24 protein-coding genes, 1 tRNA gene and 1 pseudogene are annotated in these 23,078 nt (G+C 47.0%); 14 read left to right on the top strand and 12 right to left on the bottom strand.

Annotated elements, in window-relative coordinates; all coding sequences use genetic code 11:
• Positions 1 to 26 precede the first annotated feature (26 nt).
• From J1G48_RS09725 to J1G48_RS09705, 5 genes are read right to left on the bottom strand one after another with little or no spacing between them, the layout of a single operon-like run.
• Complete coding sequence (locus tag J1G48_RS09725; RefSeq protein ID WP_000947451.1) at positions 27 to 617, bottom strand: ATP-binding cassette domain-containing protein; 591 nt, start codon at positions 615 to 617, stop codon at positions 27 to 29.
• Complete coding sequence (locus J1G48_RS09720; RefSeq protein WP_000950212.1) at positions 611 to 1,408, bottom strand: ATP-binding cassette domain-containing protein; 798 nt, start codon at positions 1,406 to 1,408, stop codon at positions 611 to 613. The genes J1G48_RS09725 and J1G48_RS09720 overlap by 7 nt, the downstream gene beginning before the upstream one ends.
• Positions 1,402 to 2,214: an ABC transporter permease gene (locus J1G48_RS09715; protein WP_000966637.1), complete on the bottom strand. Its 813-nt coding sequence runs from the start codon at positions 2,212 to 2,214 to the stop codon at positions 1,402 to 1,404. Before J1G48_RS09715 ends, J1G48_RS09720 begins: the two co-directional genes overlap by 7 nt.
• Entirely contained in the window at positions 2,204 to 3,178 is a 975-nt protein-coding gene (locus J1G48_RS09710; RefSeq protein WP_001520270.1) for an ABC transporter permease, read from the bottom strand. Before J1G48_RS09710 ends, J1G48_RS09715 begins: the two co-directional genes overlap by 11 nt.
• Positions 3,178 to 4,812: an ABC transporter substrate-binding protein gene (locus J1G48_RS09705; RefSeq protein ID WP_000946094.1), complete on the bottom strand. Its 1,635-nt coding sequence runs from the start codon at positions 4,810 to 4,812 to the stop codon at positions 3,178 to 3,180. Before J1G48_RS09705 ends, J1G48_RS09710 begins: the two co-directional genes overlap by 1 nt.
• A 681-nt stretch (positions 4,813 to 5,493) precedes the next feature.
• Between J1G48_RS09705 and J1G48_RS09700 the strand changes: the two genes are divergently transcribed.
• The gene (locus tag J1G48_RS09700; protein ID WP_000182479.1) at positions 5,494 to 5,808 is read left to right on the top strand and encodes a TRL-like family protein; all 315 of its coding nucleotides are present in this window, start codon (positions 5,494 to 5,496) and stop codon (positions 5,806 to 5,808) included.
• Positions 5,809 to 5,956: 148 nt separating this feature from the next.
• Positions 5,957 to 6,487 (top strand): cytochrome b, encoded by a 531-nt coding sequence (locus J1G48_RS09695; RefSeq protein WP_000929980.1) that lies wholly within the window; start codon positions 5,957 to 5,959, stop codon positions 6,485 to 6,487.
• Between the two features lie 82 nt (positions 6,488 to 6,569).
• Here the strand turns inward: J1G48_RS09695 and J1G48_RS09690 are convergent, their stop codons facing one another.
• From J1G48_RS09690 to J1G48_RS09680, 3 genes are all read right to left on the bottom strand, one after another.
• Entirely contained in the window at positions 6,570 to 7,613 is a 1,044-nt protein-coding gene (locus tag J1G48_RS09690; protein ID WP_000780156.1) for an exo-alpha-sialidase, read from the bottom strand.
• 338 nt (positions 7,614 to 7,951) lie between these two features.
• Positions 7,952 to 8,419 (bottom strand): Hsp20 family protein, encoded by a 468-nt coding sequence (locus tag J1G48_RS09685; RefSeq protein ID WP_001218120.1) that lies wholly within the window; start codon positions 8,417 to 8,419, stop codon positions 7,952 to 7,954.
• Positions 8,420 to 8,571: 152 nt separating this feature from the next.
• The gene (locus tag J1G48_RS09680; protein WP_000927827.1) at positions 8,572 to 8,844 is read right to left on the bottom strand and encodes a hypothetical protein; all 273 of its coding nucleotides are present in this window, start codon (positions 8,842 to 8,844) and stop codon (positions 8,572 to 8,574) included.
• Positions 8,845 to 9,546: 702 nt separating this feature from the next.
• Here J1G48_RS09680 and J1G48_RS09675 point away from each other — a divergent pair.
• Positions 9,547 to 9,891, top strand: coding sequence for a c-type lysozyme inhibitor (locus J1G48_RS09675; protein WP_000977725.1), 345 nt, complete (start codon positions 9,547 to 9,549; stop codon positions 9,889 to 9,891).
• Positions 9,892 to 10,645: 754 nt separating this feature from the next.
• On the opposite strand, the gene J1G48_RS09670 is transcribed toward J1G48_RS09675, so the two are convergent.
• Both J1G48_RS09670 and pagC read right to left on the bottom strand, forming a co-directional pair.
• Positions 10,646 to 10,722, bottom strand: a tRNA-Arg gene (locus tag J1G48_RS09670).
• A gap of 390 nt (positions 10,723 to 11,112) precedes the next feature.
• Positions 11,113 to 11,670 (bottom strand): virulence membrane protein PagC, encoded by a 558-nt coding sequence (pagC, locus tag J1G48_RS09665; protein ID WP_000789466.1) that lies wholly within the window; start codon positions 11,668 to 11,670, stop codon positions 11,113 to 11,115.
• An 811-nt stretch (positions 11,671 to 12,481) separates the two neighbouring features.
• On the opposite strand from pagC, the gene pagD reads away from it, so the two are divergent.
• The 6 genes and pseudogenes from pagD (at position 12,482) to J1G48_RS23565 (ending at position 16,262) form a co-directional block, all read left to right on the top strand.
• Positions 12,482 to 12,745 carry a virulence protein PagD gene (gene pagD / locus J1G48_RS09660; protein WP_001535993.1) on the top strand — a complete coding sequence of 88 codons (264 nt, stop codon included), beginning with the start codon at positions 12,482 to 12,484 and terminating at the stop codon, positions 12,743 to 12,745.
• 131 nt (positions 12,746 to 12,876) lie between these two features.
• Positions 12,877 to 13,089 carry a cold shock-like protein CspF gene (gene cspF, locus J1G48_RS09655; protein WP_001537306.1) on the top strand — a complete coding sequence of 71 codons (213 nt, stop codon included), beginning with the start codon at positions 12,877 to 12,879 and terminating at the stop codon, positions 13,087 to 13,089.
• 415 nt (positions 13,090 to 13,504) lie between these two features.
• Positions 13,505 to 14,026: an RICIN domain-containing protein gene (locus J1G48_RS09650; RefSeq protein ID WP_001532066.1), complete on the top strand. Its 522-nt coding sequence runs from the start codon at positions 13,505 to 13,507 to the stop codon at positions 14,024 to 14,026.
• A gap of 190 nt (positions 14,027 to 14,216) precedes the next feature.
• Positions 14,217 to 14,456 (top strand): virulence protein MsgA, encoded by a 240-nt coding sequence (gene msgA, locus J1G48_RS09645; RefSeq protein ID WP_000497451.1) that lies wholly within the window; start codon positions 14,217 to 14,219, stop codon positions 14,454 to 14,456.
• Positions 14,457 to 14,945: 489 nt separating this feature from the next.
• Positions 14,946 to 15,734, top strand: a pseudogene (locus tag J1G48_RS09640) (lipoprotein EnvF).
• Positions 15,735 to 16,055: 321 nt separating this feature from the next.
• Complete coding sequence (locus J1G48_RS23565) at positions 16,056 to 16,262, top strand: hypothetical protein (protein WP_000787625.1); 207 nt, start codon at positions 16,056 to 16,058, stop codon at positions 16,260 to 16,262.
• Positions 16,263 to 16,716: 454 nt separating this feature from the next.
• On the opposite strand, the gene sopF is transcribed toward J1G48_RS23565, so the two are convergent.
• Positions 16,717 to 17,841, bottom strand: a complete 1,125-nt coding sequence (gene sopF, locus J1G48_RS09635) for a type III secretion system effector SopF (protein ID WP_000917263.1) — start codon at positions 17,839 to 17,841, stop codon at positions 16,717 to 16,719.
• 460 nt (positions 17,842 to 18,301) lie between these two features.
• Positions 18,302 to 19,552, bottom strand: a complete 1,251-nt coding sequence (icd, locus tag J1G48_RS09630) for an NADP-dependent isocitrate dehydrogenase (RefSeq protein WP_000444508.1) — start codon at positions 19,550 to 19,552, stop codon at positions 18,302 to 18,304.
• Between the two features lie 171 nt (positions 19,553 to 19,723).
• On the opposite strand from icd, the gene rluE reads away from it, so the two are divergent.
• From rluE to hflD, 5 genes are all read left to right on the top strand, one after another.
• Positions 19,724 to 20,389 carry a 23S rRNA pseudouridine(2457) synthase RluE gene (gene rluE / locus J1G48_RS09625; RefSeq protein WP_001249412.1) on the top strand — a complete coding sequence of 222 codons (666 nt, stop codon included), beginning with the start codon at positions 19,724 to 19,726 and terminating at the stop codon, positions 20,387 to 20,389.
• Entirely contained in the window at positions 20,386 to 20,715 is a 330-nt protein-coding gene (locus J1G48_RS09620) for a lysozyme inhibitor LprI family protein (RefSeq protein ID WP_000825951.1), read from the top strand. The genes rluE and J1G48_RS09620 overlap by 4 nt, the downstream gene beginning before the upstream one ends.
• A gap of 11 nt (positions 20,716 to 20,726) precedes the next feature.
• A complete protein-coding gene (locus J1G48_RS09615) occupies positions 20,727 to 21,188 on the top strand; it encodes an NUDIX hydrolase (RefSeq protein WP_000476069.1) in 462 nt (153 codons plus the stop codon).
• Between the two features lie 53 nt (positions 21,189 to 21,241).
• Positions 21,242 to 22,348, top strand: coding sequence for a tRNA 2-thiouridine(34) synthase MnmA (gene mnmA / locus J1G48_RS09610; protein WP_000004540.1), 1,107 nt, complete (start codon positions 21,242 to 21,244; stop codon positions 22,346 to 22,348).
• A gap of 86 nt (positions 22,349 to 22,434) precedes the next feature.
• Positions 22,435 to 23,076: a high frequency lysogenization protein HflD gene (gene hflD / locus J1G48_RS09605; RefSeq protein WP_001519653.1), complete on the top strand. Its 642-nt coding sequence runs from the start codon at positions 22,435 to 22,437 to the stop codon at positions 23,074 to 23,076.
• Positions 23,077 to 23,078 lie beyond the last annotated feature (2 nt).

The following is a 23,078-nucleotide window of genomic DNA, read 5'->3' as shown; positions in this document are numbered from 1 at the left end:
CGGCAATGCGGAGAAACGACTTGCGGCTATTCCACCTGTAAATGGCGGGTACAGACTTGATCAAGTAGCGCAGACTGATGACTAATCACCAACATCCCTAATGAACGGCTGCGGCACACCTCAAGCACGTATACCCATATCGCTTTTTGAATAGACGGATCGAGTTGCGCCGTCATTTCGTCGGCAATCAGAAAACGCGTTCGTGGGTCAAGCGCGCGCAGTATCGCAATACGCGCCAACTCCCCGCCTGAGAGCTGCATTGGCCGACGCGTCAGCCACTCGGGCTGCACATGCAAACGCCTCATCGTTTCCGGGTCAGGCTGCCAGGCATCACGTACAGCGTCTCCGGCGCTTCGCCAGGGATTAAACGTCAGTTCAGGATGCTGGGGGACAAGCTGTACCGGACAATACTGATGCAGGGGTAACGGGCTGCCGTCCAGCAGAACGTCGCCCGCCGTCGGCTTTTGCCATCCGGCCAGGACGCGCCCCAACGTTGTTTTCCCCGTTCCGCTTGGCGCATGAATTCCTACCCGTTCACCGGCAGAAATCCTAAACGTCAGGTTCTGCCATAAGACTTTCCCGCCCTGACGAATAACGAGGTCGCGGCAGCTCAGCATTCTATTCCCTCTCCGGTCGGCATAAATAACGGGTTTAGTTCAGGCAATGCTTGCCATTGCCGTTTTAACGGCTCACTCATCTCTTCCGGCTGTAACTGCTCGCAGCGGATATTGTCCGTGATATAACCCTGATGCAGCGCCACAATGCGATCGGCATACCGCGCCGCCAGCAGCAGGTCATGAGTCACCCACAGCACGCCGCATCCCCGCTCGCAGAGACCTCGCAAGTGCTCAAGCAACTGGTTTGCCAGTGCGGTATCAAGCCAGGCGGTGATCTCATCCGCGAGGATATAACGAGCCTGGCTGAGCGAGGCGTGGCACGCCAGAATTCGTTTAGCCATCCCGCCAGAGAGCTGGCGGGGAAAGCGTTCCAGGACTGTCGGTTCAAGATCGCTTTGCTGTAATAGCTGTACCATCTGCGTCTCATCCCAGGCGCGTCCGGTCAGATGACATGCTCTGTTCAAATGTTTTCTGATATTCAGCATGGGATTAAGCGCCTGTACCCCCTGCGGCACGTAGCTAAACGTATTGCCCCTAAGCTGCCTGATGGTATGTCTGTCCAGCCGGTTGCCATCAAGCGTAATCTCCCCCCGAAAGCGTAAGTTTTCCGGCAGCAGATCGAGCAGGCATTGCAGCAGCAGACTTTTTCCCTCCCCGCTGCCGCCAACCAATGCCACCATTTCGCCGGGTGCGATATCAAAAGAGACATTCTGTAATAACGGCGACCAGCGTCTCGTGCCATACCAGCGATAACGCGCGCTTTCCAGCGTAACCTGTTGTAAACTTAGCATACGTCACTCCTTAGCCACAGCCGCTGAATGGCGCGCGCAAACTGATCGAAGAGCATCACCAGCGTGAATAACATTAGGCCGGGAAACAGCACCAGCCACCAGTTACCATGGCTAATAAACCGTAACGCATCCGCCAGCAACAGCCCCAGCGAAGGCTCATGCGGCGCCAGCCCAAACCCCAGAAAACTTAATGCCGCGCTGTGCAATACCGCATGAGGAAACATCAATAACGTTCCCGTCAACCATTGCGGCAATAGCGCCGGAAAATAGTGATATCGCCAGCAATAAAGGTGTCCATGCCCCAGACGATAGGTCAATGTCAGGTAGTCACTCTGCGCTACCCGCTCCGCGTCGGCGCGCAGAATCAGCGCCAGACGGGGCCAGTGCGTTAACGCCACGGCCGCAATGACGCCGCTTTTACCGCCGCCGAGCGTAAAACAGATAAGGATCAGCAAAAGTAAATGCGGCATGGCGAGCATAGCATCGGTTATCAACCGCATCAGGAGGTCCAGCCGGGGATGAATGCGCGCCACTGCCGCCATCACTAGCGCGATAACGCCGCTGCACAGCGCGGCGCCAACGCCAATTTGTAAACTGGTGAAGGCCCCCTGAAAGCAACGAAGCCATACATCGCGCCCCAGATTATCGGTGCCAAACCAGTGCTGGATATCAGGCGACAGATGCCGGGCAAGCAGATTAACCTCTGGCGGCTGGCTCAACGTGGCATAACCGTATCCGGCAATAAACAGCAGACAGGTAACGGAGAGGATCAGACGAAACAACGTCGGGGCAGGATTATAGAGCATCGGGACGCTCCAGCGATCGATTAAGCACCACCACAAGCCAGGCTGAAATCGTATTTCCGGCAAACACTAATAGTGTACAGAATAAAACGATCCCCATGAGTAGCGGGACATCGCCACGCAGACCGGCATCGATAGTGGCCTGTCCCAGCCCCGGATACGCAAAGACTTTTTCTGCCAGTAACGCTCCCCCCATCAGTTCGCCCAGAGAAGCAAACTGTAAACAGAGTGCTGGGGTAATCGCATGACGTAACACCTGGTGACGTAACAGCGACCATCCTTTATCCCCCTGAGCGCGCGCAAAACGAATAAATTCGCTCTTCATTACGCTGGCTATTTTTTCTCGCGTATGCAGCGCAATTTGCCCCATGCCCAATAGACTTAACGCACATACCGGCAACACAAGATGGCGTAAACGTTCCGATAAAAGAGCTGTTCCTGCATTATTTCCGGGGTCCCAGGCGCAACAAACAGGTAATACCGGCCAGCGGACGGCAAATAGCGCCAGCAACAGCATTGCTATCCAGAAAGTGGGCAACGATGACAATAAGTAGCTGATACGGCAAATCATCTTATCCGGCCAACGGTGGAGAAAACGTCCGGCCAGAAAACCCAATGTCACGCCCAGCACACCAGACAATAGCCAGGCGCCCGCCAGCAGCGCGAATGACGTCGCAAAACGTTCCCGGATCACGCTGGCGACAGGCATGTTGAACAGCATGGAATACCCCATGTCACCCTGGAGCAGACGCCAAAACCAGTGACCGAAACGCTCCCACAGCGGCTGGTCGAGCCCCCAGCGCGCCGCAATCCGCGCATATTGTTCTGGCGGAACATGGAGCAGATCGTTGCCAATATAAGCACGGATAGGATCAACGGGCGAAAAGCTAAGCAAAATGAAGGTGCCGGCAGCCACCAGCACCAACAGAATAATCAGCCGCAAAAAATGACTGAAGAACAATTTCATCACCGACAGGTCCAGGTCCAGTCATCAAGATTGTTTAACACCGACCAGCTACCGTGGATTTCTGGCGCGCCTTTTCCCAGATCAATACAGGGGTTGGCCAGATAGGTATGCTGAATATTAAGCAGCCATGCCCATGCCGCATCGCCCTGGACGCCCGCGCCCTGCTTCCCATCCCACTCAACCTGCTGCCAGAAAGGAATCGCCTTTTGCCAGTCAGGCGCATCTATAGCCTGTTTCAGATGTGCTTCTACCGCAGGGTTGCTGTAATAGCCCGGGTTATAATATTCCACACCAGCGGCTTTCCCACTGTAGTGATGGAAGAGTTCCATCGGGTCCAGACTTCCCCAGCCAAACAGCGTAGGGTTAGCGTGCATATGGCGCTCTACAGTTTCCCAGCTTCCCGATTGCAACGAGACGACAATGCCTAAAGGCTGCAACATGGCGCGCACCGCCTCGGCCAGATCCCGTCGGGTGCTGTCGCCACTGGCATACCATAAGGTCAGACGCGCTTCTTTACCCGCTTTTTCACGCACGCCCGCACGGTTTATCTTCCAGCCAGCCTCTTCCAGGATGGCGCGCGCTTTTGCAATATCGCCATCGCTGAATATCACTGAAGGATTTTGCCACGGCAATCCCTGCACCGCGCTATAGGCGGGTATCGCATGGCCTTCCATCACCTGTTCCGCCAGTTGCTTACGATTAATGGCATAGTTAATTGCGCGTCTGATAGCGACATCAGCGGTCACATCGTTGCCGACAGGATAACCGTTAGCATCCTTTTTACCGGCAGGCACCATCGGGAAGACAATGCCCCGGTTTTCAACGCTATCGCGTACCCAGAGTTTAAGATTATCCTGCTGCGGGGCCACCGCCATAGAAGGGGCAATGCGCACCAGTCCCAACTGTCCGCTGCGCGCGGCGGCATAAGCATTATCTTCATCCAGAAAGACAAAAACCAGCCGGTTAAAGTCATTCTTTTTACCCGCATACCAGGGATTAGCTTCAACGATCAGTTGCTGACCCGGCTGAAAGCTGACCAGTCGGTACGGACCGGCGCCTATCGGTTCGCGGGCGAACGTTTTTTCATCATAACGGCTGGCCGGAACAATCCCTAACGACCCGAGTACATTCACAAAGGTGCTCTGCGGATGGCTCAGCGTCATCTCAATTCGGCGTGCGTCCAGCGCTCGCGCATGGCTAAAATTGCCCATGTCAATTTTACCGCCGCTCTTCGCCGCTTTATTGTATGTAAAAACGACATCTTCGGCAGTTAATGGCGAGCCATCGGAGAATTTCAGCCCGGGCTTTAAGGTTAGCGTCCAGATTTTACCGACGGGGCTGGTATCCACTTTTTCCGTCAGTAAATTACCCCAACTCATGTCGGCGTTTTGCTTAAGCAACGGCGCATGAAGCAATAAGTAGCTGCCGTGGCTCCAGCCCAGCATAGGATCAAAGCCTTCCGTTGGCTCAGGGCCAATGGCCAGCTTCAGGGTACGACCGTCTGCCGTGTCCGACGCGGCGAAAAGCGACGAAGTGAATACCAGAGTCAGCGCGCACGTCACGAGCGCCAGTTTGCCTTTAATCATCAATTTGTCCCAGATTATGCGTTGTTTTTGTTTCTCCCGGCGCAGCATAAACGTCGGGAGACCTCCTGAGGACGGCATTATGGCGAGCATTTGTAATGAAAAAATTGACGCAGAACAGAAAGTATGACGATCTTTTAAAAACATCATACGCACAAACGTCGGGAGCGCCAACGTGAGCTAAAGGCCGCTTTTGACGGGGATAAAACGCAAGGGAAATGACGCCAGGAATACCGGGTTAATTAACGCCATCTTATTCTCTTATTTCCTTTCTATTCTGTATTGCGTCTTCCCACCCGACGCTGTTCATTTTCTCAACATTATTAGTCAGTACTGAAACGTAAGAAGGTATCGTAATTAGCGCCTCCTGGCTTTAAACCTAAACCAATATTAAACGAACCGGGCGTTAATGAAACTTACCAGCAGAACGCCAGTCATATGGCAACCCGATGAAATGACATGCTATGGAGTCCAACCGAAAAATGTTAACGCCGCCAGGGCTCGTGATGATTTTTTTAGCCGTAATGTTCTCATTGCTGACAGGATGCACAAGTTATAAAAACACGGCATGGGGAATATATCCGGCTTCAACGGATATTTGTCCGTCAGGTACGACATCAACAGGAGGGTGCAAAGAGTAATATCGCATATTTAATATACACCACTTTTTTAATGACTGTCCGGACATTTTCGGACGGTAAGTTTTCTATTAATTTATAATGGACTAATCCCATGACAAATAAAAAACACATTTTTTCAATTATCTTTATTGGTTCTCTTTTAACGGGGTGTGCTACAGGACCATCACCGACAGGGATTGGCTTATATACGGATGTTAAAGGGCCAATTACTGCCACGAGTCTCCCGGCAACCAAAACCGGTAAAGCGTGTGCGCAAACGGTATTGGGTATTGTAAATACCGGCGACGCATCTATTGATTCAGCGAAAAAAGCGGGCGATATTTCTTTAGTGTCGAGTGTTGATTATGAAACTACAGGTTCATATCCGTTTTATGGTAAAACCTGTGTTGTCGTAAGAGGACAATAACAACAGTAAGCCGGCGATGCCGCCGGCTTTTTATCCCATTTTACGTGCCGCTATCTCTGTCTGTTCCTTGCGACTCAGCCCCCGCTTTAAGGTTCTGTTAAGATTTTACGCATACTCTACAAGCAGTTGTTAATAAAGGATAATAATAATGGCACATTTCTCAAGACTGCAAATAACGCTTCACTGGTTAACACTGCTCCTGACAGGCATCGCATATGCTGCTATTGAGTTACGGGGGTGGGCGCCAAAAGGCTCCAGCGTTTACCTGTTTATGAAAGACACGCACTATGATATGGGCGTTCTGGTCTGGGCGCTGATGTTTTTACGGTTATATCTTAAACACAAATACCCGGATCCGGTCATTACGCCTCCCCCTCCTCACTGGCAGCACGTAGCCGCTAAATTAATGCATATCGCGCTTTATCTCACTTTTCTCGCCTTACCGCTGCTGGGCGTCGCGATGATGGCATCAGGCGGGAAAAGCTGGAGCTTTTTTGGTTTTACTGTACCGGTATTTTTGACGCCAGATAGCGCCCTAAAATCGGATATAAAGCGTATTCATGAAATGCTGGCCAATATCGGCTATTTCCTGATTGCCATGCATGCAGCAGCGGCGTTGTTTCACCATTACATACAAAAAGATGATACATTTTCAAGGATGTTACCCGGTAAATCATGACTATTTCGGCCATCCCGGCGTGAGAGAGCACGCCGGGCAAGGCATTATTATTCCAGCGCTATCGGTTTCGACTGATAGCGCCTTACACCGTTTGTAATCGACAATATACGATATTTTTCCGGTTCCACGTGTAGGTGATATGTACGACGCCGCCCTCGCTAATAATAGCGGGATAAGAATACTCACCGTGGTCACTTTCCAGGTCCAGTAGCGGTAGCCATGATTCGCCATTATCCTGGGAAGCAATCAGTGAAAGCGGATAGCGCTTTCCCCAGTTGCCGTTGACCAGATTTAACGCAAGAATCAGCGTACCGTCCTGCATACTAACCAGATCGATACCACTATTATTATTCGGTAAAGATGTCGCGCGGGCAACAGACCAGGTAGCGCCATAGTCGATTGAATCACTGCGAAAAATTGCCCCGCGTGTGCTTCGTAACAACATATGGATATGCCCCGGAGAAGACTCCCACAGCGTAGGCTGAATAACGCCATCCCAGCGCAGGAGGTTTTCCAGACAACATTCCCACAACATCCCCTTTTTTACACCATCCCACAACGCTACGTTTGTCCCGGAAATAGCGTTATCAGGCTCCAGCGGAACAAAAGAGATATTCCAGTGTTTTCCTTCGTCAGAGGATCGATCCACAAATGCCCTCCACCGTTCAGGACTTTCAATCGACCCTGGCGCAATCCAGGCGCCATTTGATGCCAGCAGGAGTTTATTTTTTACGGGACCGCGCGGCAAAATATCATCGTTAACCAACGGAGCTGGCGTACTCCAGGTAAATCCTCGATCGCTGGAGGTGATAAACCAGGTTTTCCACACGTGTACGTCGCTGCCTACTTTATAAAATAACCACAATTTATCCGACGGGTAAAATAACACCGGATTCCAGTGCGCTTCCCCCTCGCGTGCCGCCACTCGCTGCGGTGTTGTCCAGATATTATGTTCATAGCGAGATAGCCAGATGGCTGTATCTTCGCTTCCTTCGCGCAACCCCGCGAACCATGCGGCCACGAGCGTACCGCACGGTAAGCGAACAAGCGTAGAGGCATGGCACTGGAAGGACTCGGTTCCGCTTTCCGGTAAAATGACCTGCCGATTGACGAGCACTAATTTCATACCTGCCTCTATTAAATAAGGTAAAAAGCATCAGCTTTTTTACGTATGAAAGTAGTGTTAGCAGAAATAGCATCAACGCGGTGAAAACGATCAACCGCTATACGAATTTATATTCAGGTATCGCGCCCATAACAGGCAGAATGTCGAGAGTGGACAAAAATTGGACTGACCTCGCGGATAATTCCAACTTACCGCCGTCCAATGGCGACGAGGTCAGTGGCACGGGATAATATAGAGGTCAGGGCTATAATATTTAGCGATCTGTGCCTACAAGCATGACGGGATACTTTTCGCTACAGGCAATGAAGGCCCGTCTAAACGGGCCTTCATTAACGCGATTATGATTTGTGTTCAATCGCCTTTGGTTTGCTTTCTATGGCAATTTTTTTCGGTTTCTCGCTTTCAGGGATCTCCTGGTAAATCTCGACCAACAAGAGGCCCTGTTCCAGTTTCGCATTATTCACCTTAGCATGTTCAGGCAAAGAAAAACTCAACTGGAAATCCGCCTTACGAATACCACGATAAATCCAGTGCGTCTGATCCTCTACCGTCTCTTCAGTGTGTTTACCCGTAATATTCAGGTTGCCGCCAACCGTTTCAATTTCAAGCTCTTCCTCTTTCCAGCCAGGAACGCTCACGGTAAGCAGATAGTTATTCGCATCGCGCTTTTGCAGATCGTAAGCTGGCGTCGCAGTGACTGGCGTATCTCCTGTTAATTGACTGAAAAGTCTATCAATACGGTTGAAACGGTCAGAGAAAAGAGAATCAGCAAACACGGGAAGTGCTGACAAGGTTCTGAGTGCCATCATTAACCTCCTGAATCACTATTCAAAAGTTCAACATCAAGGCAAGCATTGCTTGTCCACTGACTACATAGGGACGGGAAAAACATTTTCAAGTCTATAAAAGCCTTTTTTTAGTCACGAATTTAAGTGGTTAACGAAAAATCTCATCCCGTTCATTGCCATTTCCTCTGTCCCTTCATCTTTACAATTTTTCTCCACCAGTACAATTGATAATGATTATCAATTGCATTAATGTATACAGGTTGGTTATGGCAGTGACCAACGCCCTTCTCCATTATCAAACCCAGCGCCGCCTTCGGGCGGCCTTTTGGGAGGAAATATGGTCGCCAAAAATAAAATTCACGGTCGTCGTATTCGTCAGTCTCTGCAACAGTTACATCATCGTTGTCTTTTTCAGCAACTGGCGGTAAGCCCACCAGGAGCAAAATATGTTTCAGTCACCGCTGAAACAAAAAACTGGCTTATTCATCTTGTGACTTCAGAGGGCCGTTAGCACGCGGTAGTGACTGTCCATGTTGTCGCTAAAATTTTAATGAAATGACATTTATACACCTACAATTTGCGCCCGGCGGCTCCGGGCGCCATACCTAAAGATATGACACCCGTTGCCAACTCACAGGAATTTTAGCTATCGTCTCCGACGTAGAAAAATTCTATATCTTTATTAAACCATTTATCAATGTTGTGCCACATCAGACAACCGGTCAGAAAACTTGCGATCAATATCCCTCCTATAAGCCACTTTTTCACATATACTCCTGAATAACCCCTGTTGATGCCATTATCTGATCGATAATAAAAAGACCATCATTTGAAGAAATAGTTTCACTGACAGATACCGTATGAAACGAGACAGTGAACAGTACCGTTTTCTTCGGTTTTTATGCCATAGTATTGAGCAGTGGTGACAATCATTTTCTATCGCACCATAATGATTTGCAGCCTATAGTTTATGATTTTAAGATTTGTCTACTCATCACATATGTCAGTGATGGATAAATTATAATACGCTTTTCTGGCGCACTTTTCGTCAGTAAACAGGAATACTACAGCATTCATCGTATTGATGCCGCTTTATCTCCCGTTCTTCAGGGAATTAACGACAATTTTATGCACAAAGGATACTAATGATGAAACGTAAATTGATCCCATTTACCCTCTTTCTCGCTGCGCTTAGCGCCAGTACCACCTCTATAGCAGCTTCGCAGGAGATTTCTAAATCTATATACACCTGTAATGATAACCAGGTTATGGAGGTGATTTACGTCAACACCGAGGCTGGAAACGCCTATGCGATTATCAGTCAGGTAAACGAGATGATCCCGATGCGGTTAATGAAAATGGCCTCCGGAGCAAATTACGAAGCCATAGACAAAAATTATACTTATAAACTTTATACCAAAGGCAAAACGGCTGAACTGGTGGAAGGTGATGATAAACCTGTTCTCAGTAACTGTTCCTTAGCTAACTAACCTTAAGAAATGCCTGAAGACTCATCAGGCATTTCCACTTCAACCTTCCTGTAACGTAACGTTAAAGAATATGTGAATCACTACCGTAGTATAATGGCTAATTAGTAACCACTTTTAAGCATGGTTAATCCTATTTTTAAAGAAAAGTTCGAACTGTCTGAATTGTCGTTGTTGAGCGTTTAAATGTTTTGCTTTATTAAGTGACCCAGGTAGAATTCGCAGCGGCTGGTAACCATTCATATTCGCACTATTGAACGATCACCAGCCAACCGCGCCAGGGTCTTGCATACGCTCTGGCGCGGTTAAATCCCCAGGCCATAAACGAAATCACTGGTTTCTGCTATTGATCATATCTTTCAAGTTAACCTGCATTATGCTTGCCCACCTGATGTAAAAAGACACCGCTCTGAACCATAGGGTGTGAATTTCATTTTATAAAAAATTGCGGTGCCGGGTGCCTCCCGGTGAACCATACCACAGTCAATATGGTTCGCGAGGAACATTAACTATTTGACTGGACGCCCCGCCGCAAAGGGGGATTCACCGCATAAGAAAAATCTACAACTCACAAGTAATAAAAGACAATAACATTTTTGTGCATTTTTTATAAATGACTATCTTGTCACGTAATAAATGAAATTATTCTGTAACAGGATTGCAAGACAATACTTATTCAAAACTGAAGTGGTCAGTGGGAGTCGAACCCACATCATCAGCCTGACACTGAGGTAATAACATTATACGATAACCACATTGGACCGCCACCGAGGCCTCGAACCTCGCACCATCAACTTAGGAGGTTGATGCTCTATCCAGCTGAGCTAGTGGCGGCTGGGGACTTCTGCCAGGCGCAAAAAAGGCGCTCTCCTGGATAAAATACATACCTTGCTACTTTTCAGTAGTCGTTCAACGGCAGGTACAATATGCGAAGGCGGTCACAAAATCTTGATGACATTGTGATTAATTCCAGGAAAATTTTTCAGAGTGAATCTTGTGAGATCAGGCGTTATTTACACCAGATTTTCCTTCCTGCTTATCACCTACCTGAGCAACCTTGATTGCTTACCACAACCCCTTATCTGTGCTTATGCTGGTGAGATGTTATGTACAGCGTCACTATGACGAAGAGAGAAAAGACAGGCAGGTACGTGTTACTGGTAAAGAAGCCCTGTTTTGTGACTGGCGGTGCGGAAGGCGAACCTTCCGCATAGCTTATGCTTTTCAGAAACGGTATCCAACCCCGACGTTGAAGCCGTTTATTTTTGTAGAGGAGATGTTGCTTCCTTCATACCCAACATCGACGACGATATTCTCCAGCGGATTCATCTGTACACCCGCGCCCCAGGCAAATCCCGTTTTCCTTGAGGAAATTTTGTTAGAAAAAGAATCGCCATCCTGAGTGGAATGTTCTTTAAATGTCGCCTTTACCGTGCCGACACCCGCCAGCGCGTATAACGAAAAATTGTCAGACAATCGATAGGCTGGCCCAACCATTAAAGAACCGTACTTCACCTCAAACTTGTCATGGTAATGAATACCTTCAGGCTCAACAGACCCGGAAGCCTGTCTGTCTCCATATAAGTAACTTAGCGAGGAAATAAAACTTACCGGAGAGTCATCCTCATAACGGTATTTCACATTTACCCCTCGGATATTTTTGAAATCCTGAACTTTACTTTGTGCATACCCCACGGAAAAGGCGTTAGTATCGGCCTGTGCAACATTTACAACCAAAACGCTTGTAGTAATAAATAAAGTGGATAAAATAATATTTTTCATAACAACTCCTTAATACTACTTATTATTTACGGTGTGTTTAAACACCTGCAGTACCGATCCGGCATTCAGTTATCGCCACTATGCCGAATCGACAAAACCACGAATAATTCACCGCTATCGCTCCTGATGTGTTTACTTCCTGAAAGATATTTTTACTACCGAAGCACTCTATCGCTCATTTAGGTAACCGGTTCTACAATGTCATCTAACTTTTATAGATTTGAATGCTAATTTTTCTCACGCATATATATTTAACAGAAACCATAAAGTGTTTAGCCACTATAGAACAACAAACCCACCATGCAACATTTTGATATTTAAAGAGAAAATCTCACAACCACATTAAGAAACCTGACACCGATCGGCTAAAAACATGTCATTAAGCAAACTCGCCATATAACCAGAACATATCGCATTGTGCTTCACAGTCCTCACGTGACGCTCCAGCCGCAATACGGTTATATGCCATCGCAGGCGCTGTAATCATATTCACGATGATGCTTAGCACGCTTTATTCCCGCTCCGATTTAATCTTTTAATATATCTATCAGTTACAACATTTCTTGTTATATTATAAGAATAGAATCAACACCACAATTCCAACATAAATATCACCTGTGTTTAGAGAGAATTTACATTCCAAAAAAATAATAACTAACGCAAATATTGAACACGCGATAAAAAAGTCTATTTCGCTATAAAACCCATTATTATTAAGAGTGGTTAACTCTTCGTTGAATAAAAAATGTCAATGACGTTCCATAATTCAGGAGATGAACTTCACAAGTCATTATATATAACAGGAGGTGCTATGAAACATCATGCTTTTATGCTTTGGTCATTACTTATTTTTTCATTCCATGTTTTGGCCAGTTCAGGCCATTGTTCTGGTTTACAACAGGCATCATGGGATATTTTTATCTACGATTTTGGTAGTAAAACCCCGCAACCACCTACAAATACTGATAAAAAGCAAGCCAGGCAGATTAGTTCACCGTCCTGCCCGACGACAAAACCCATGATGTCCGCACCAGTCAATGACGCCAGGAAAGGGAATACTTTCTCCAGAACATAATGTTATTTATCTACAATGGTGCCGAACGACTACTTTTAGCCATCCGGAAATCTTGATTGCCATCAAATATAGCTGGCATTATTTTTCCTGACGTGTATAGTGCGCCTCGTTATCCCCATTAAGGAATTTGTTTGTCTCGTAAAATGACAGGAATTGTCAAAACCTTTGATTGTAAGAGCGGTAAAGGTCTCATCACCCCCTCCGATGGACGCAAAGATGTTCAGGTCCACATTTCAGCATGTCGCCAACACGAAACAGAAGCGCTTATCCCCGGTATACGCGTTGAGTTTTGTCGTATTAATGGCCTCCGCGGACCTACCGCCGCCAACGTTTATCTTTCATAATTCGTCACCCGGCATTTTTTCAGAAAAATTTAGCGAGTACGTCTACCTCCGCAGCCTGCTATGAGGCTTTGCCTGAAAGGCTGCAGAATGTTTTCAGTGGCGAAAATCTAAAAGATTTATTTTGCTAATGACTCCTGTGACCTCTTTTATCATATATCGGGTGCCCCCCCCTTCTCACTTTGTTTAACGTGAAGAAATGTACAGCCGTTTTTCACTGTGATAGCATCTAATATTGCAAAAGTATTTAACGCTATATACCCATCGTCACAGGAGTGGCTGGCTGCGCGCATTTAACCGAAGTATTTATGTGATTCTATCGGAATTATCTCTATTGCCGCTCAATGCTACGTCATATTCAGTGGGTATAAATCGCCAATATAGTTGTAACGCTATTTATTTTTAGGGTAATAATTGAATGACTTTGCTTTCAGGAAAAACCACACTGGTTCTCTGCCTCTCCTCTATTTTATGTGGATGTACGACGAACGGCTTACCCACACCTTATAGTATTAATTTGTCGTTCCCGGTCATTACACAAAACCAGATTAATTCCGGTGGTTATTACATAAATGACGCGGAACAAATTCGGACAACTGATGGTCTGTGCCTTGATACAGGCCCAGATCAACAGAATCGTTTGACGCTGCGGGAGTGTAAGCATGTGCAATCTCAGCTTTTCTCATTTCACCGAGACAGAATCACGCAGGGTGAGAAATGTCTGGATGCCGCAGGACAAGGTACAAAAGAAGGCACACCAATCATTCTTTATTCATGCACGGGTAATGATAACCAGCGCTGGCTCACTGATGATAACAAAATTAAGGGGAAACAGAGCCGAAAATGCCTGGGCACAAATAGCATTATTGTCAGAAAAGGCGACCCTGTTGTGTTGGCCGATTGCGATTTTAGTCGCGCCCTGGAATTTACCATCAGGTAGCAGGACACCGCTGTGAAGAGAGTGCCGCTAACCTCTTGACACGACAACAGGTTAGCGACCTTTACTTCCACGTGCGATCAATTTACTTTACGTCCGCAACGTCAGGATGACAAAACGGCGGCTAAACCTTGACACCAGTTATATACCCAGCTTAAATACTGGTCATCCAACCAGTAAAAAGGAAATGGCGATGTTCGTCGAACTCGTTTATGACAAGCGAAATGTTGAAGGTTTGCCAGGCGCACGCGAAATCATCCTCAATGAACTCACAAAACGCGTACATCAACTTTTTCCCGATGCGCAAGTGAAAGTTAAGCCAATGCAGGCGAACGCATTAAACAGTGACTGTACAAAAACCGAGAAAGAACGGCTGCACCGTATGCTGGAAGAGATGTTTGAAGAGGCTGATATGTGGCTGGTCGCCGAATAACGTCCCCTCCTGCGAAAGCGACATGTCCGATCGAAAACAGCGCCCTGAGGCGCTGTCTGTGACGATATAACGCAAACGCTACCACTCAGAACATGTTGTTGTTGATACCTCAGACCGGTATGTGGAACCGACATTCATCGCTTCACTGGCCTGTCGGTATGAGTAGCCCTTATCAACAATCAGCTGTGCGCATTCCAGCCTGAAATCTGAAAGTACGTTTGGTTTTGTTGTTTATTAAGAGCCTATCCCATTAGACTCTTTTATTCGCCAAACTGGCTTTAACGATTACGCCTACTGGGATAGGTTCTAAACTTATCATCAATACGTAAAATACCTATTTACGAACAAAAAGTAACAGGTAAAAATCCGAAATAAAACCAGCATAACTAAAACTTACTGCAGATATGCACACGCATTATTACTATGTTTCCAAGATAGTCTCGACCAGTCAAGACTATCTATTTTATATAAAAAAGGGAAATACTTCACATGAATAAAATACATGTTACATATAAAAATCTCTTACTTCCGATTACCTTCATTGCAGCAACTCTAATTAGCGCCTGTGATAACGATAAAGATGCCATGGCGGAAGCTGAAAAAAATCAAGAGAAATACATGCAAAAAATCCAGCAAAAAGAGCACCAGCAATCAATGTTCTTTTACGACAAAGCCGAAATGCAAAAAGCTATTGCCAATATCAACGCAAAAGGTGGAGCCAATCTTGCGATTATTGAAGTCCGTTTCTTCAAGGGCGGGTATTCATTCATTCGACAAAGCGTTAACACCCCTGCTAAAGTAGAGATGTTTAAATTTAACAACGGCTACTGGGGGGGACCTTCGCCTGTCAACTTAACCATCTTTGGCACTATAACAGAGGAGCAAAAACAAGAAGCACTAAAAGAGGCTTTATTCAAATTCGACTCGATCAATTTCAGCATTATACCAGAGCGTATTCAGGAAACAATTAAACGCGCTAACGCCAGTGGCATCATTTCCGTTACGGAAGATAGCGATATCGTTGTACGAGCAGAGATAGCTCATAATGGCGAATTCGTCTATGACATTACCATCACTGCTAAAAATACAGCACGTGCGGTAATGACCTTAAATAAGGATGGTTCTATTGCCGGATATGAGATCAAAGAACCTTTCGACCCAAAAAAATAAGCCGAAAAAGCACAGCAACTTGTTGAACAATCGAGAAAAGACATTGAAAGTCAGCGTAAAAAAGCAGCTGAAAAGATGAACGAAATACAGCAGACATTTAAAAAATAGCAGGCGATACAAACATTGATAAAAATTATAGCGCGAAAGAGCGCGTGCCAGGTACTAAGGCACTGCTTGAAGACAGCGAATCGCTATTTCATTCTCTGACACTGTAATTTTTCGTACTCAAGATGTTTATTTATTGAGTCTTTTGTGGATAACCAGGTGAAGTTATGTGACGCCAGGAATCTATTCCAGCGGGCGTACTTGTTGGAGCCAGTGTGAAGCCGGGCAGCGCGCAGAAACCGGAGCGTATACGTTGTACGTGAGAATTTCGAGCACTGCCCGACCTAAAAATGATGAATAAAATAGATATTTTAAAGAGGTAATATGAAGAATTTTTTCAAAATAATTACTGATTTCATCGCGGATATTTCCCTTGATCTATTTGCTATATTTTTATGCATGTTATTCGTATACAAAACAGGACCATCAATTGGTGTGATATCATTTTTTATTGCATTAATTATTTATATCATTCTTCATTTTGTTTTTTACTCATTTCGTGAAAAAATCATAAAAAAAATATTCAAATAAGTATTTAAAATTATTGTTTTGAGGTACAAATTCAGCGCAATAAAACAGAGCAACTAAAAAAAAATTAGGCGTAGCGAAGTGGAAAAGGACTGTCATGTACTGGACCGTGAGCTGGTCGGGAGAGCAATGTACGGGAAAGAGCGAAATACTGTCATTGATATGAGCAGGAATATCGATAGCCAGTAAATCACTCCTGTGGTAATACAGGCCACTTGATGACTGTGAAGGTCGCTTCATCTGAAGCGCCGGTGAAGTCCAGCGATTTAAGTGAAAAGTAGCCAGCAGGCGCTTCTACTGGTCCATATTCCTCTATTTTGCTAGGCCATACTGGAGCGCCACCCAGGTATCTGCCAGATTGATCCTAAGCTAATAAATATAGCAGCTACTGCCTACCTCAAGAAGTATGCGCTCATGATCATTTAATGCTCTTTTAAAGAGCCTGATAATAAGCTTGTCAATATAATATTATGCAGTCTCTATTAAGCACCAGGTTTATTTGTTTTGCATAATCATATAGTTGACTTTCCGAGTAAGAGTTTTCTTGCAAAGACAAATAAACGTGTTTTATATCTCTGAATAAACATACATCACCATGAATATGAGCTTCTATATAATTCCCTTCATAGCCTTTACCATAATTAGAATGAGCTAAAAATTTTTCGCCCTTAGCCATTTTAACCAAACTCTTAAAGCAATTATAACCAAAAAAATCATTTTGACAGGATGCAATCAGGTTCTCCATATGCCAAAATGTTGATAGTTTACTCGTATCCAGACCAAATCTGTGGCCGTAGATATCAAAAGGTGATAATGTACAATTTGTTTTTACATTATCATTTAATTCAAAAAATGATTTCCCATAGGCGCTGGCACCTCCATTTTCACCGTTCAGAAAGTCCAGTGCAGCATAAATTGGTCTGCTTGTAGGGCTAAAAGTTCTACTGTTGGGAGTATATGCTACGGAAAAACCGCCTGTCTGACCATATGGGGCATAAGGTGAATCTGCAAGCCTCTCCAGTTCAAATGCTTTAGTTTCAACTGAATCACGTCCGACATTATAAGCAGGTAAATCTCCTGGTCTGCAACCTAATGCATAAGAGTTCAGATATTCTTTATTTTTTAAGAGAGAGGCAAAGTCAATTTTTGCCGCATTAAAATTTATTGTCAGCCGGGCATTTTGTAAAATATCCACCATCTTATTTAGCAAGAGAGTGCAATCTATTTCGGTACCACACTCACGGCTTATCCGCCTGAGCGCTTTTTCTCTTATTATGTCAGCGTCTCGCTGACACCTGGAATGAATATGCGCAAGTACTTGTTTTCCAAAAAGGCGACCATACACCTTTTTACGCTCTTCATTGCTGAGACCGCAAAACACTTCGTCAAAAGAAAGCCTGTACGCTGCGCTCACAGAACCTCTCGCCGTTCTGCTTTCTGGAAATGGCGGAACATCTTCAACAACATTTCTAACTTGCTGAATGTCTGAAGACAGTGGAGTACGTCCGGCATTTTTTTCCTTATCTGTTTCCAGATATTCCGGAACCTTTATACTTCCACTATGGCAGATAGGTTTGAGCATATGTCTCCTGAATTTTTATGACTAATATAGCATTCACTTTCGCTGACGTATTCTTTATCAGGCTGATATTTCAACACTTCTTAGCAGCCTTGTAGAAAAGCAAATAAAGCATGCTAATAATTTTATAAAATACTTAACCTACCCACTATTGTAGTCAATAAACCATCACTTTTTATTAAAAAATTATCCTGATAATAACAATAAATCTGGTAAGGCACTTTCAAAAAATAGCCAAATCACACATTATTAAGAAAACCACTACAATCAAAATCGGTAACTATCAGCTTTCAGGGGGGTCTCAGGTTATCATGACGATCGGGGTAAAGGATGAACTACTATTGCGGTCTGAATTGAGGGAGTTTTGATAAATTTTTTTGATAAAGTTTTGATAACCGTTCGAATACTAATAATAAAAACGGGGACGTTAAGTCCCCGTTTTAGTTTTTAACAATTATCGTTATTACATATTTGCGATAATCGCGTCACCAAACTCACTACATTTCAGCAGCTTAGCGCCTTCCATCAGGCGTTCAAAGTCATAGGTCACGGTCTTCGCGGCAATCGCGCCTTCCATACCTTTAACAATCAGGTCTGCGGCTTCGAACCACTGCATGTGGCGCAGCATCATCTCCGCAGACAGAATAATGGAGCCTGGGTTGACTTTATCCTGGCCCGCATATTTCGGCGCAGTCCCGTGAGTCGCTTCAAACAACGCGCATTCGTCGCCGATATTCGCACCCGGTGCAATACCGATACCGCCAACCTGAGCCGCCAGGGCATCGGAAATATAGTCACCGTTCAGGTTCATACAGGCGATAACGTCGTATTCCGCCGGACGCAACAGGATTTGTTGCAGGAACGCATCGGCGATAACGTCTTTAACCACGATCTCTTTACCCGTGTTCGGGTTCTTAATTTTCAGCCACGGACCGCCGTCAATAAGCTCACCGCCGAACTCGTCGCGCGCCAACTGGTAGCCCCAGTCTTTAAACGCGCCTTCGGTGAACTTCATGATATTGCCTTTATGTACCAGCGTGACGGAATCGCGATCGTTGGTAATAGCGTATTCAATCGCCGCGCGAACCAGACGTTTAGTGCCTTCTTCAGAACACGGTTTGATACCGATACCGCAGTGCTCCGGGAAGCGAATTTTCTTCACGCCCATCTCTTCGCGCAGGAACTTGATCACTTTCTCAGCGTCTGCAGAGTCAGCTTTCCATTCAATTCCGGCGTAGATGTCTTCAGAGTTTTCACGGAAGATGACCATATCGGTCAGCTCCGGATGTTTCACCGGACTTGGCGTGCCCTGATAGTAACGAACGGGACGCAGACAAACGTACAGGTCAAGCTCCTGACGCAGGGCAACGTTCAGAGAGCGGATACCGCCGCCAACCGGCGTGGTCAATGGACCTTTAATCGCTACGCGGTAGTCACGAATTAAATCAAGGGTTTCAGCGGGAAGCCAGACATCCTGGCCGTAAACCTGTGTGGATTTTTCTCCGGTGTAAATTTCCATCCAGGAAATTTTACGCTCGCCTTTATAGGCTTTCTCGACGGCGGCATCGACTACTTTAAGCATGGCTGGAGTGACATCAACACCGATACCATCGCCTTCAATAAACGGGATAATCGGATTCTCAGGAACGTTGAGTTTGCCGTTTTGCAGGGTGATCTTCTTACCTTCCACCGGAACAACTACTTTGCTTTCCATTCACCTCTCCTTCGAGCGCTTCTGGTTTGCTCGTCTGTCATCGCGCTGCATGTGCAATGGCGTCCTGCTGCACGACTGCGTTAGAGCAATTTTTTGTTAATGTTTTGTAATGAGCATGTCAATACTACCCTATTGTTTGCCGCCATGAAAGACACTCATTATTGCGCTATAATGCGGCAATTAATAAGTTCTGAAAACACCATGCAAAAAACTTCTTTTAGAAATCACTACGTTAAGCGATTCAGCTCACGACAAGCATCTAAATCACGGAAAGAAAACCAGCCAAAACGCGTGGTTTTGTTCAATAAACCTTACGATGTGTTGCCGCAGTTCACGGATGAAGCAGGTCGCCGCACGTTAAAAGATTTTATTCCTGTGCAAGGCGTTTATGCCGCAGGCCGCCTGGACCGCGACAGCGAAGGGCTTTTGGTGCTGACTAATGACGGCGCGCTGCAGGCGCGCCTCACGCAACCGGGCAAACGCACCGGCAAGATTTACTATGTTCAGGTAGAAGGTATCCCGGATAATGCAGCGCTGCAGGCGCTTCGTACTGGCGTCACGCTCAACGATGGCCCTACCCTGCCCGCCGGTATTGAGATTGTCGCGGAGCCTGACTGGCTGTGGCCGCGCACCCCGCCGATTCGCGAACGGAAGAATATTCCCACCAGTTGGCTAAAAGTCACCTTATATGAAGGCCGCAACCGCCAGGTAAGACGCATGACAGCGCATGTCGGTCATCCCACTCTACGATTAATTCGTTACAGCATGGGCGACTACACGCTCAACGGCCTCGATAATGGACAGTGGCGCGAGATCGCACAGGAGAAAGACAGATGAAACGGCTTCTCATTGCTTTTGCTTTATTAACACCGTTATCCGTCGATGCGGCCAGCTTCGACTGCCAGAAAGCGCAGGCTGCGGATGAAAAGGCTATCTGCGCGCACCTGACGCTGAATGATAAAAACGTGGAAATGCACACCAAATATCAGTTTCTGAAAGGGTTGTTCGCGATGGGCAGTCGCGGCGCGCTGCAGGACGCCCAGCAGAGCTGGCTTAAACAGCGTCAGCAGTGCAAGGCCGATGTCACCTGCCTGACAAAAGCTTATAACGAGCGTCTGAAACAGCTTGACGCGATCTATGACCACATTGATAAACCGCTTTAATAAGGATGCCTATGTTCAAGCCGCACGTGACCGTTGCCTGCATCGTACATGCCGAAGATAAATTTCTGGTGGTGGAAGAGACCATCAACGGTAAATCGTTATGGAATCAACCTGCCGGACACCTGGAGGCAGATGAAACGCTGGCGCAGGCCGCCGCGCGTGAACTGTGGGAAGAGACTGGCATCACGGCGCAACCACAGTATTTTATCCGTATGCATCAGTGGATTGCGCCGGATAAGACCCCGTTCCTGCGCTTTTTATTCGCTATCAAGCTTGATCATATTTGCGCGACCGAACCCCATGACAATGACATCGATTGCTGCCGTTGGGTGAGCGCCGACGAGATTCTGAACGCGCCGAATTTACGTTCTCCGCTGGTGGCTGAAAGCATTCGCAGTTATCAAACGGGACAATGTTACCCCTTATCTATAGTGGGCGAATTTAACTGGCCGTTTACAGAGGGTGTCAAGTAAAGGGCTGCGTGGTAGAATACGCCGCCTTGAAGTTCAATGTCGCGAGTATTCCAATGTCAGAAAGCCCAAAAAAAGTGATCGTCGGCATGTCCGGCGGTGTCGACTCCTCCGTTTCCGCCTGGCTGTTGCAACAACAGGGTTATCAGGTAGAAGGCCTGTTCATGAAGAACTGGGAAGAGGACGATGGTGAGGAATACTGTACCGCGGCAGCCGATCTGGCTGACGCGCAGGCCGTGTGCGACAAGCTTGGCATTGAACTGCATACCGTTAATTTTGCCGCAGAATATTGGGATAACGTCTTTGAACTGTTCCTTGAAGAGTACAAAGCGGGCCGTACGCCGAACCCGGATATTCTGTGCAATAAAGAGATCAAATTTAAAGCCTTCCTTGAATTTGCCGCAGAAGATTTAGGCGCCGACTATATCGCCACCGGTCACTACGTTCGCCGCGCGGATGTAAACGGCAAAAGCCGGTTGTTGCGCGGGCTCGACGGCAACAAAGATCAGAGCTACTTCCTCTATACGCTTGGCCATGAGCAGATTGCGCAAAGTCTGTTCCCGGTTGGCGAGCTGGAAAAACCGCAGGTGCGTAAAATCGCCGAAGATCTGGGGCTGGTAACCGCCAAGAAAAAAGATTCTACCGGTATCTGCTTTATCGGCGAGCGCAAATTCCGCGACTTTTTAGGGCGCTATCTGCCTGCGCAGCCGGGGAAAATCATTACCGTTGACGGCGATGAAATCGGCGAGCATCAGGGTCTGATGTATCATACGCTCGGTCAGCGTAAAGGGCTGGGAATCGGCGGCACCAAAGACGGTAGCGAAGACCCCTGGTATGTGGTGGATAAAGACGTTGAAAACAATGTGTTAATTGTCGCCCAGGGGCATGAGCACCCACGTCTGATGTCGGTAGGCCTCATCGCCCAGCAGCTACATTGGGTCGATCGCGAACCGTTCACCGGCACCCTGCGCTGTACGGTAAAAACCCGCTACCGCCAGACCGATATTCCGTGCACGATTAACGCGCTGGATGACGATCGTATCGAGGTCATTTTTGACGAGCCGGTTGCCGCCGTTACGCCGGGCCAGTCCGCTGTCTTTTACAGCGGCGAAGTCTGCCTGGGCGGCGGCATTATCGAGCAGCGACTGCCGCTGACGGTCTGATTATTCAATACACAACACCATTCAAGTCGCCTCAAAGCGGCTTAAAAGATGAAGTGTATTTTATTTGATACAAGGAAGCAGTGATTGTGGCAAAGAATTATTATGACATCACCCTCGCGCTGTCTGGCATTTGCCAGTCGGCACGCCTGGTGCAACAACTGGCGCACCAGGGGCACTGTGATGCCGACGCGTTGCACGTTTCACTCAACAGTGTCATTGATATGAATCCCAGTTCTACTCTGGGCGTGTTCGGCGGCAGCGAAGCTAACCTGCGTCTTGGTCTGGAAACACTGCTCGGCGTGCTGAATGCCAGCAGCCGACAAGGACTTAACGCCGAACTGACGCGTTATACGCTTAGCCTGATGGTGCTGGAGCGCAAGCTGTCATCCGCCAAAGGCGCGTTGAATACGTTAGGCGATCGCATTAACGGCCTGCAGCGCCAGCTTGACCATTTTGATTTACAGTCAGACACGTTAATGAGCGCCATGGCGGGCATCTACGTGGATGTGATTAGCCCATTGGGCCCGCGCATTCAGGTGACGGGCTCCCCGGCCGTTCTGCAAAGTCCGCAGGTGCAGGCCAAAGTCCGCGCCTCGCTACTGGCAGGCATCCGTGCAGCCGTGCTCTGGCATCAGGTAGGCGGTGGTCGCCTACAGCTTATGTTTTCTCGTCATCGCCTGACGACTCAGGCAAAACAAATTCTTGCTCATTTAACCCCGGAGTTATGATC

It is taken from the genome of Salmonella sp. SAL-020 (assembly GCF_017372215.1).
Classification (GTDB): Bacteria; Pseudomonadota; Gammaproteobacteria; order Enterobacterales; family Enterobacteriaceae; genus Salmonella; species Salmonella enterica.
This window is presented reverse-complemented; position numbering and strand designations above follow the sequence as displayed.

Coding starts and splice junctions, on each gene's coding strand:
- mnmA (WP_000004540.1), top strand. CDS start 21,242: ATGTCAGAAAGCCCAAAAAAAGTGATCGTCGGCATGTCCGGCGGTGTC.
- J1G48_RS09615 (WP_000476069.1), top strand. CDS start 20,727: ATGTTCAAGCCGCACGTGACCGTTGCCTGCATCGTACATGCCGAAGAT.
- J1G48_RS09710 (WP_001520270.1), bottom strand. CDS start 3,178: ATGAAATTGTTCTTCAGTCATTTTTTGCGGCTGATTATTCTGTTGGTG.
- sopF (WP_000917263.1), bottom strand. CDS start 17,841: ATGCTCAAACCTATCTGCCATAGTGGAAGTATAAAGGTTCCGGAATAT.
- J1G48_RS09690 (WP_000780156.1), bottom strand. CDS start 7,613: ATGAAATTAGTGCTCGTCAATCGGCAGGTCATTTTACCGGAAAGCGGA.
- pagC (WP_000789466.1), bottom strand. CDS start 11,670: ATGAAAAATATTATTTTATCCACTTTATTTATTACTACAAGCGTTTTG.
- J1G48_RS09715 (WP_000966637.1), bottom strand. CDS start 2,214: ATGCTCTATAATCCTGCCCCGACGTTGTTTCGTCTGATCCTCTCCGTT.
- J1G48_RS09700 (WP_000182479.1), top strand. CDS start 5,494: ATGACAAATAAAAAACACATTTTTTCAATTATCTTTATTGGTTCTCTT.
- msgA (WP_000497451.1), top strand. CDS start 14,217: ATGTTCGTCGAACTCGTTTATGACAAGCGAAATGTTGAAGGTTTGCCA.
- J1G48_RS09725 (WP_000947451.1), bottom strand. CDS start 617: ATGCTGAGCTGCCGCGACCTCGTTATTCGTCAGGGCGGGAAAGTCTTA.
- icd (WP_000444508.1), bottom strand. CDS start 19,552: ATGGAAAGCAAAGTAGTTGTTCCGGTGGAAGGTAAGAAGATCACCCTG.
- J1G48_RS09685 (WP_001218120.1), bottom strand. CDS start 8,419: ATGGCACTCAGAACCTTGTCAGCACTTCCCGTGTTTGCTGATTCTCTT.
- rluE (WP_001249412.1), top strand. CDS start 19,724: ATGCGGCAATTAATAAGTTCTGAAAACACCATGCAAAAAACTTCTTTT.
- J1G48_RS09675 (WP_000977725.1), top strand. CDS start 9,547: ATGATGAAACGTAAATTGATCCCATTTACCCTCTTTCTCGCTGCGCTT.
- J1G48_RS23565 (WP_000787625.1), top strand. CDS start 16,056: ATGAAGAATTTTTTCAAAATAATTACTGATTTCATCGCGGATATTTCC.
- J1G48_RS09695 (WP_000929980.1), top strand. CDS start 5,957: ATGGCACATTTCTCAAGACTGCAAATAACGCTTCACTGGTTAACACTG.
- J1G48_RS09705 (WP_000946094.1), bottom strand. CDS start 4,812: ATGCTGCGCCGGGAGAAACAAAAACAACGCATAATCTGGGACAAATTG.
- J1G48_RS09720 (WP_000950212.1), bottom strand. CDS start 1,408: ATGCTAAGTTTACAACAGGTTACGCTGGAAAGCGCGCGTTATCGCTGG.
- J1G48_RS09620 (WP_000825951.1), top strand. CDS start 20,386: ATGAAACGGCTTCTCATTGCTTTTGCTTTATTAACACCGTTATCCGTC.
- J1G48_RS09650 (WP_001532066.1), top strand. CDS start 13,505: ATGACTTTGCTTTCAGGAAAAACCACACTGGTTCTCTGCCTCTCCTCT.
- pagD (WP_001535993.1), top strand. CDS start 12,482: ATGAAACATCATGCTTTTATGCTTTGGTCATTACTTATTTTTTCATTC.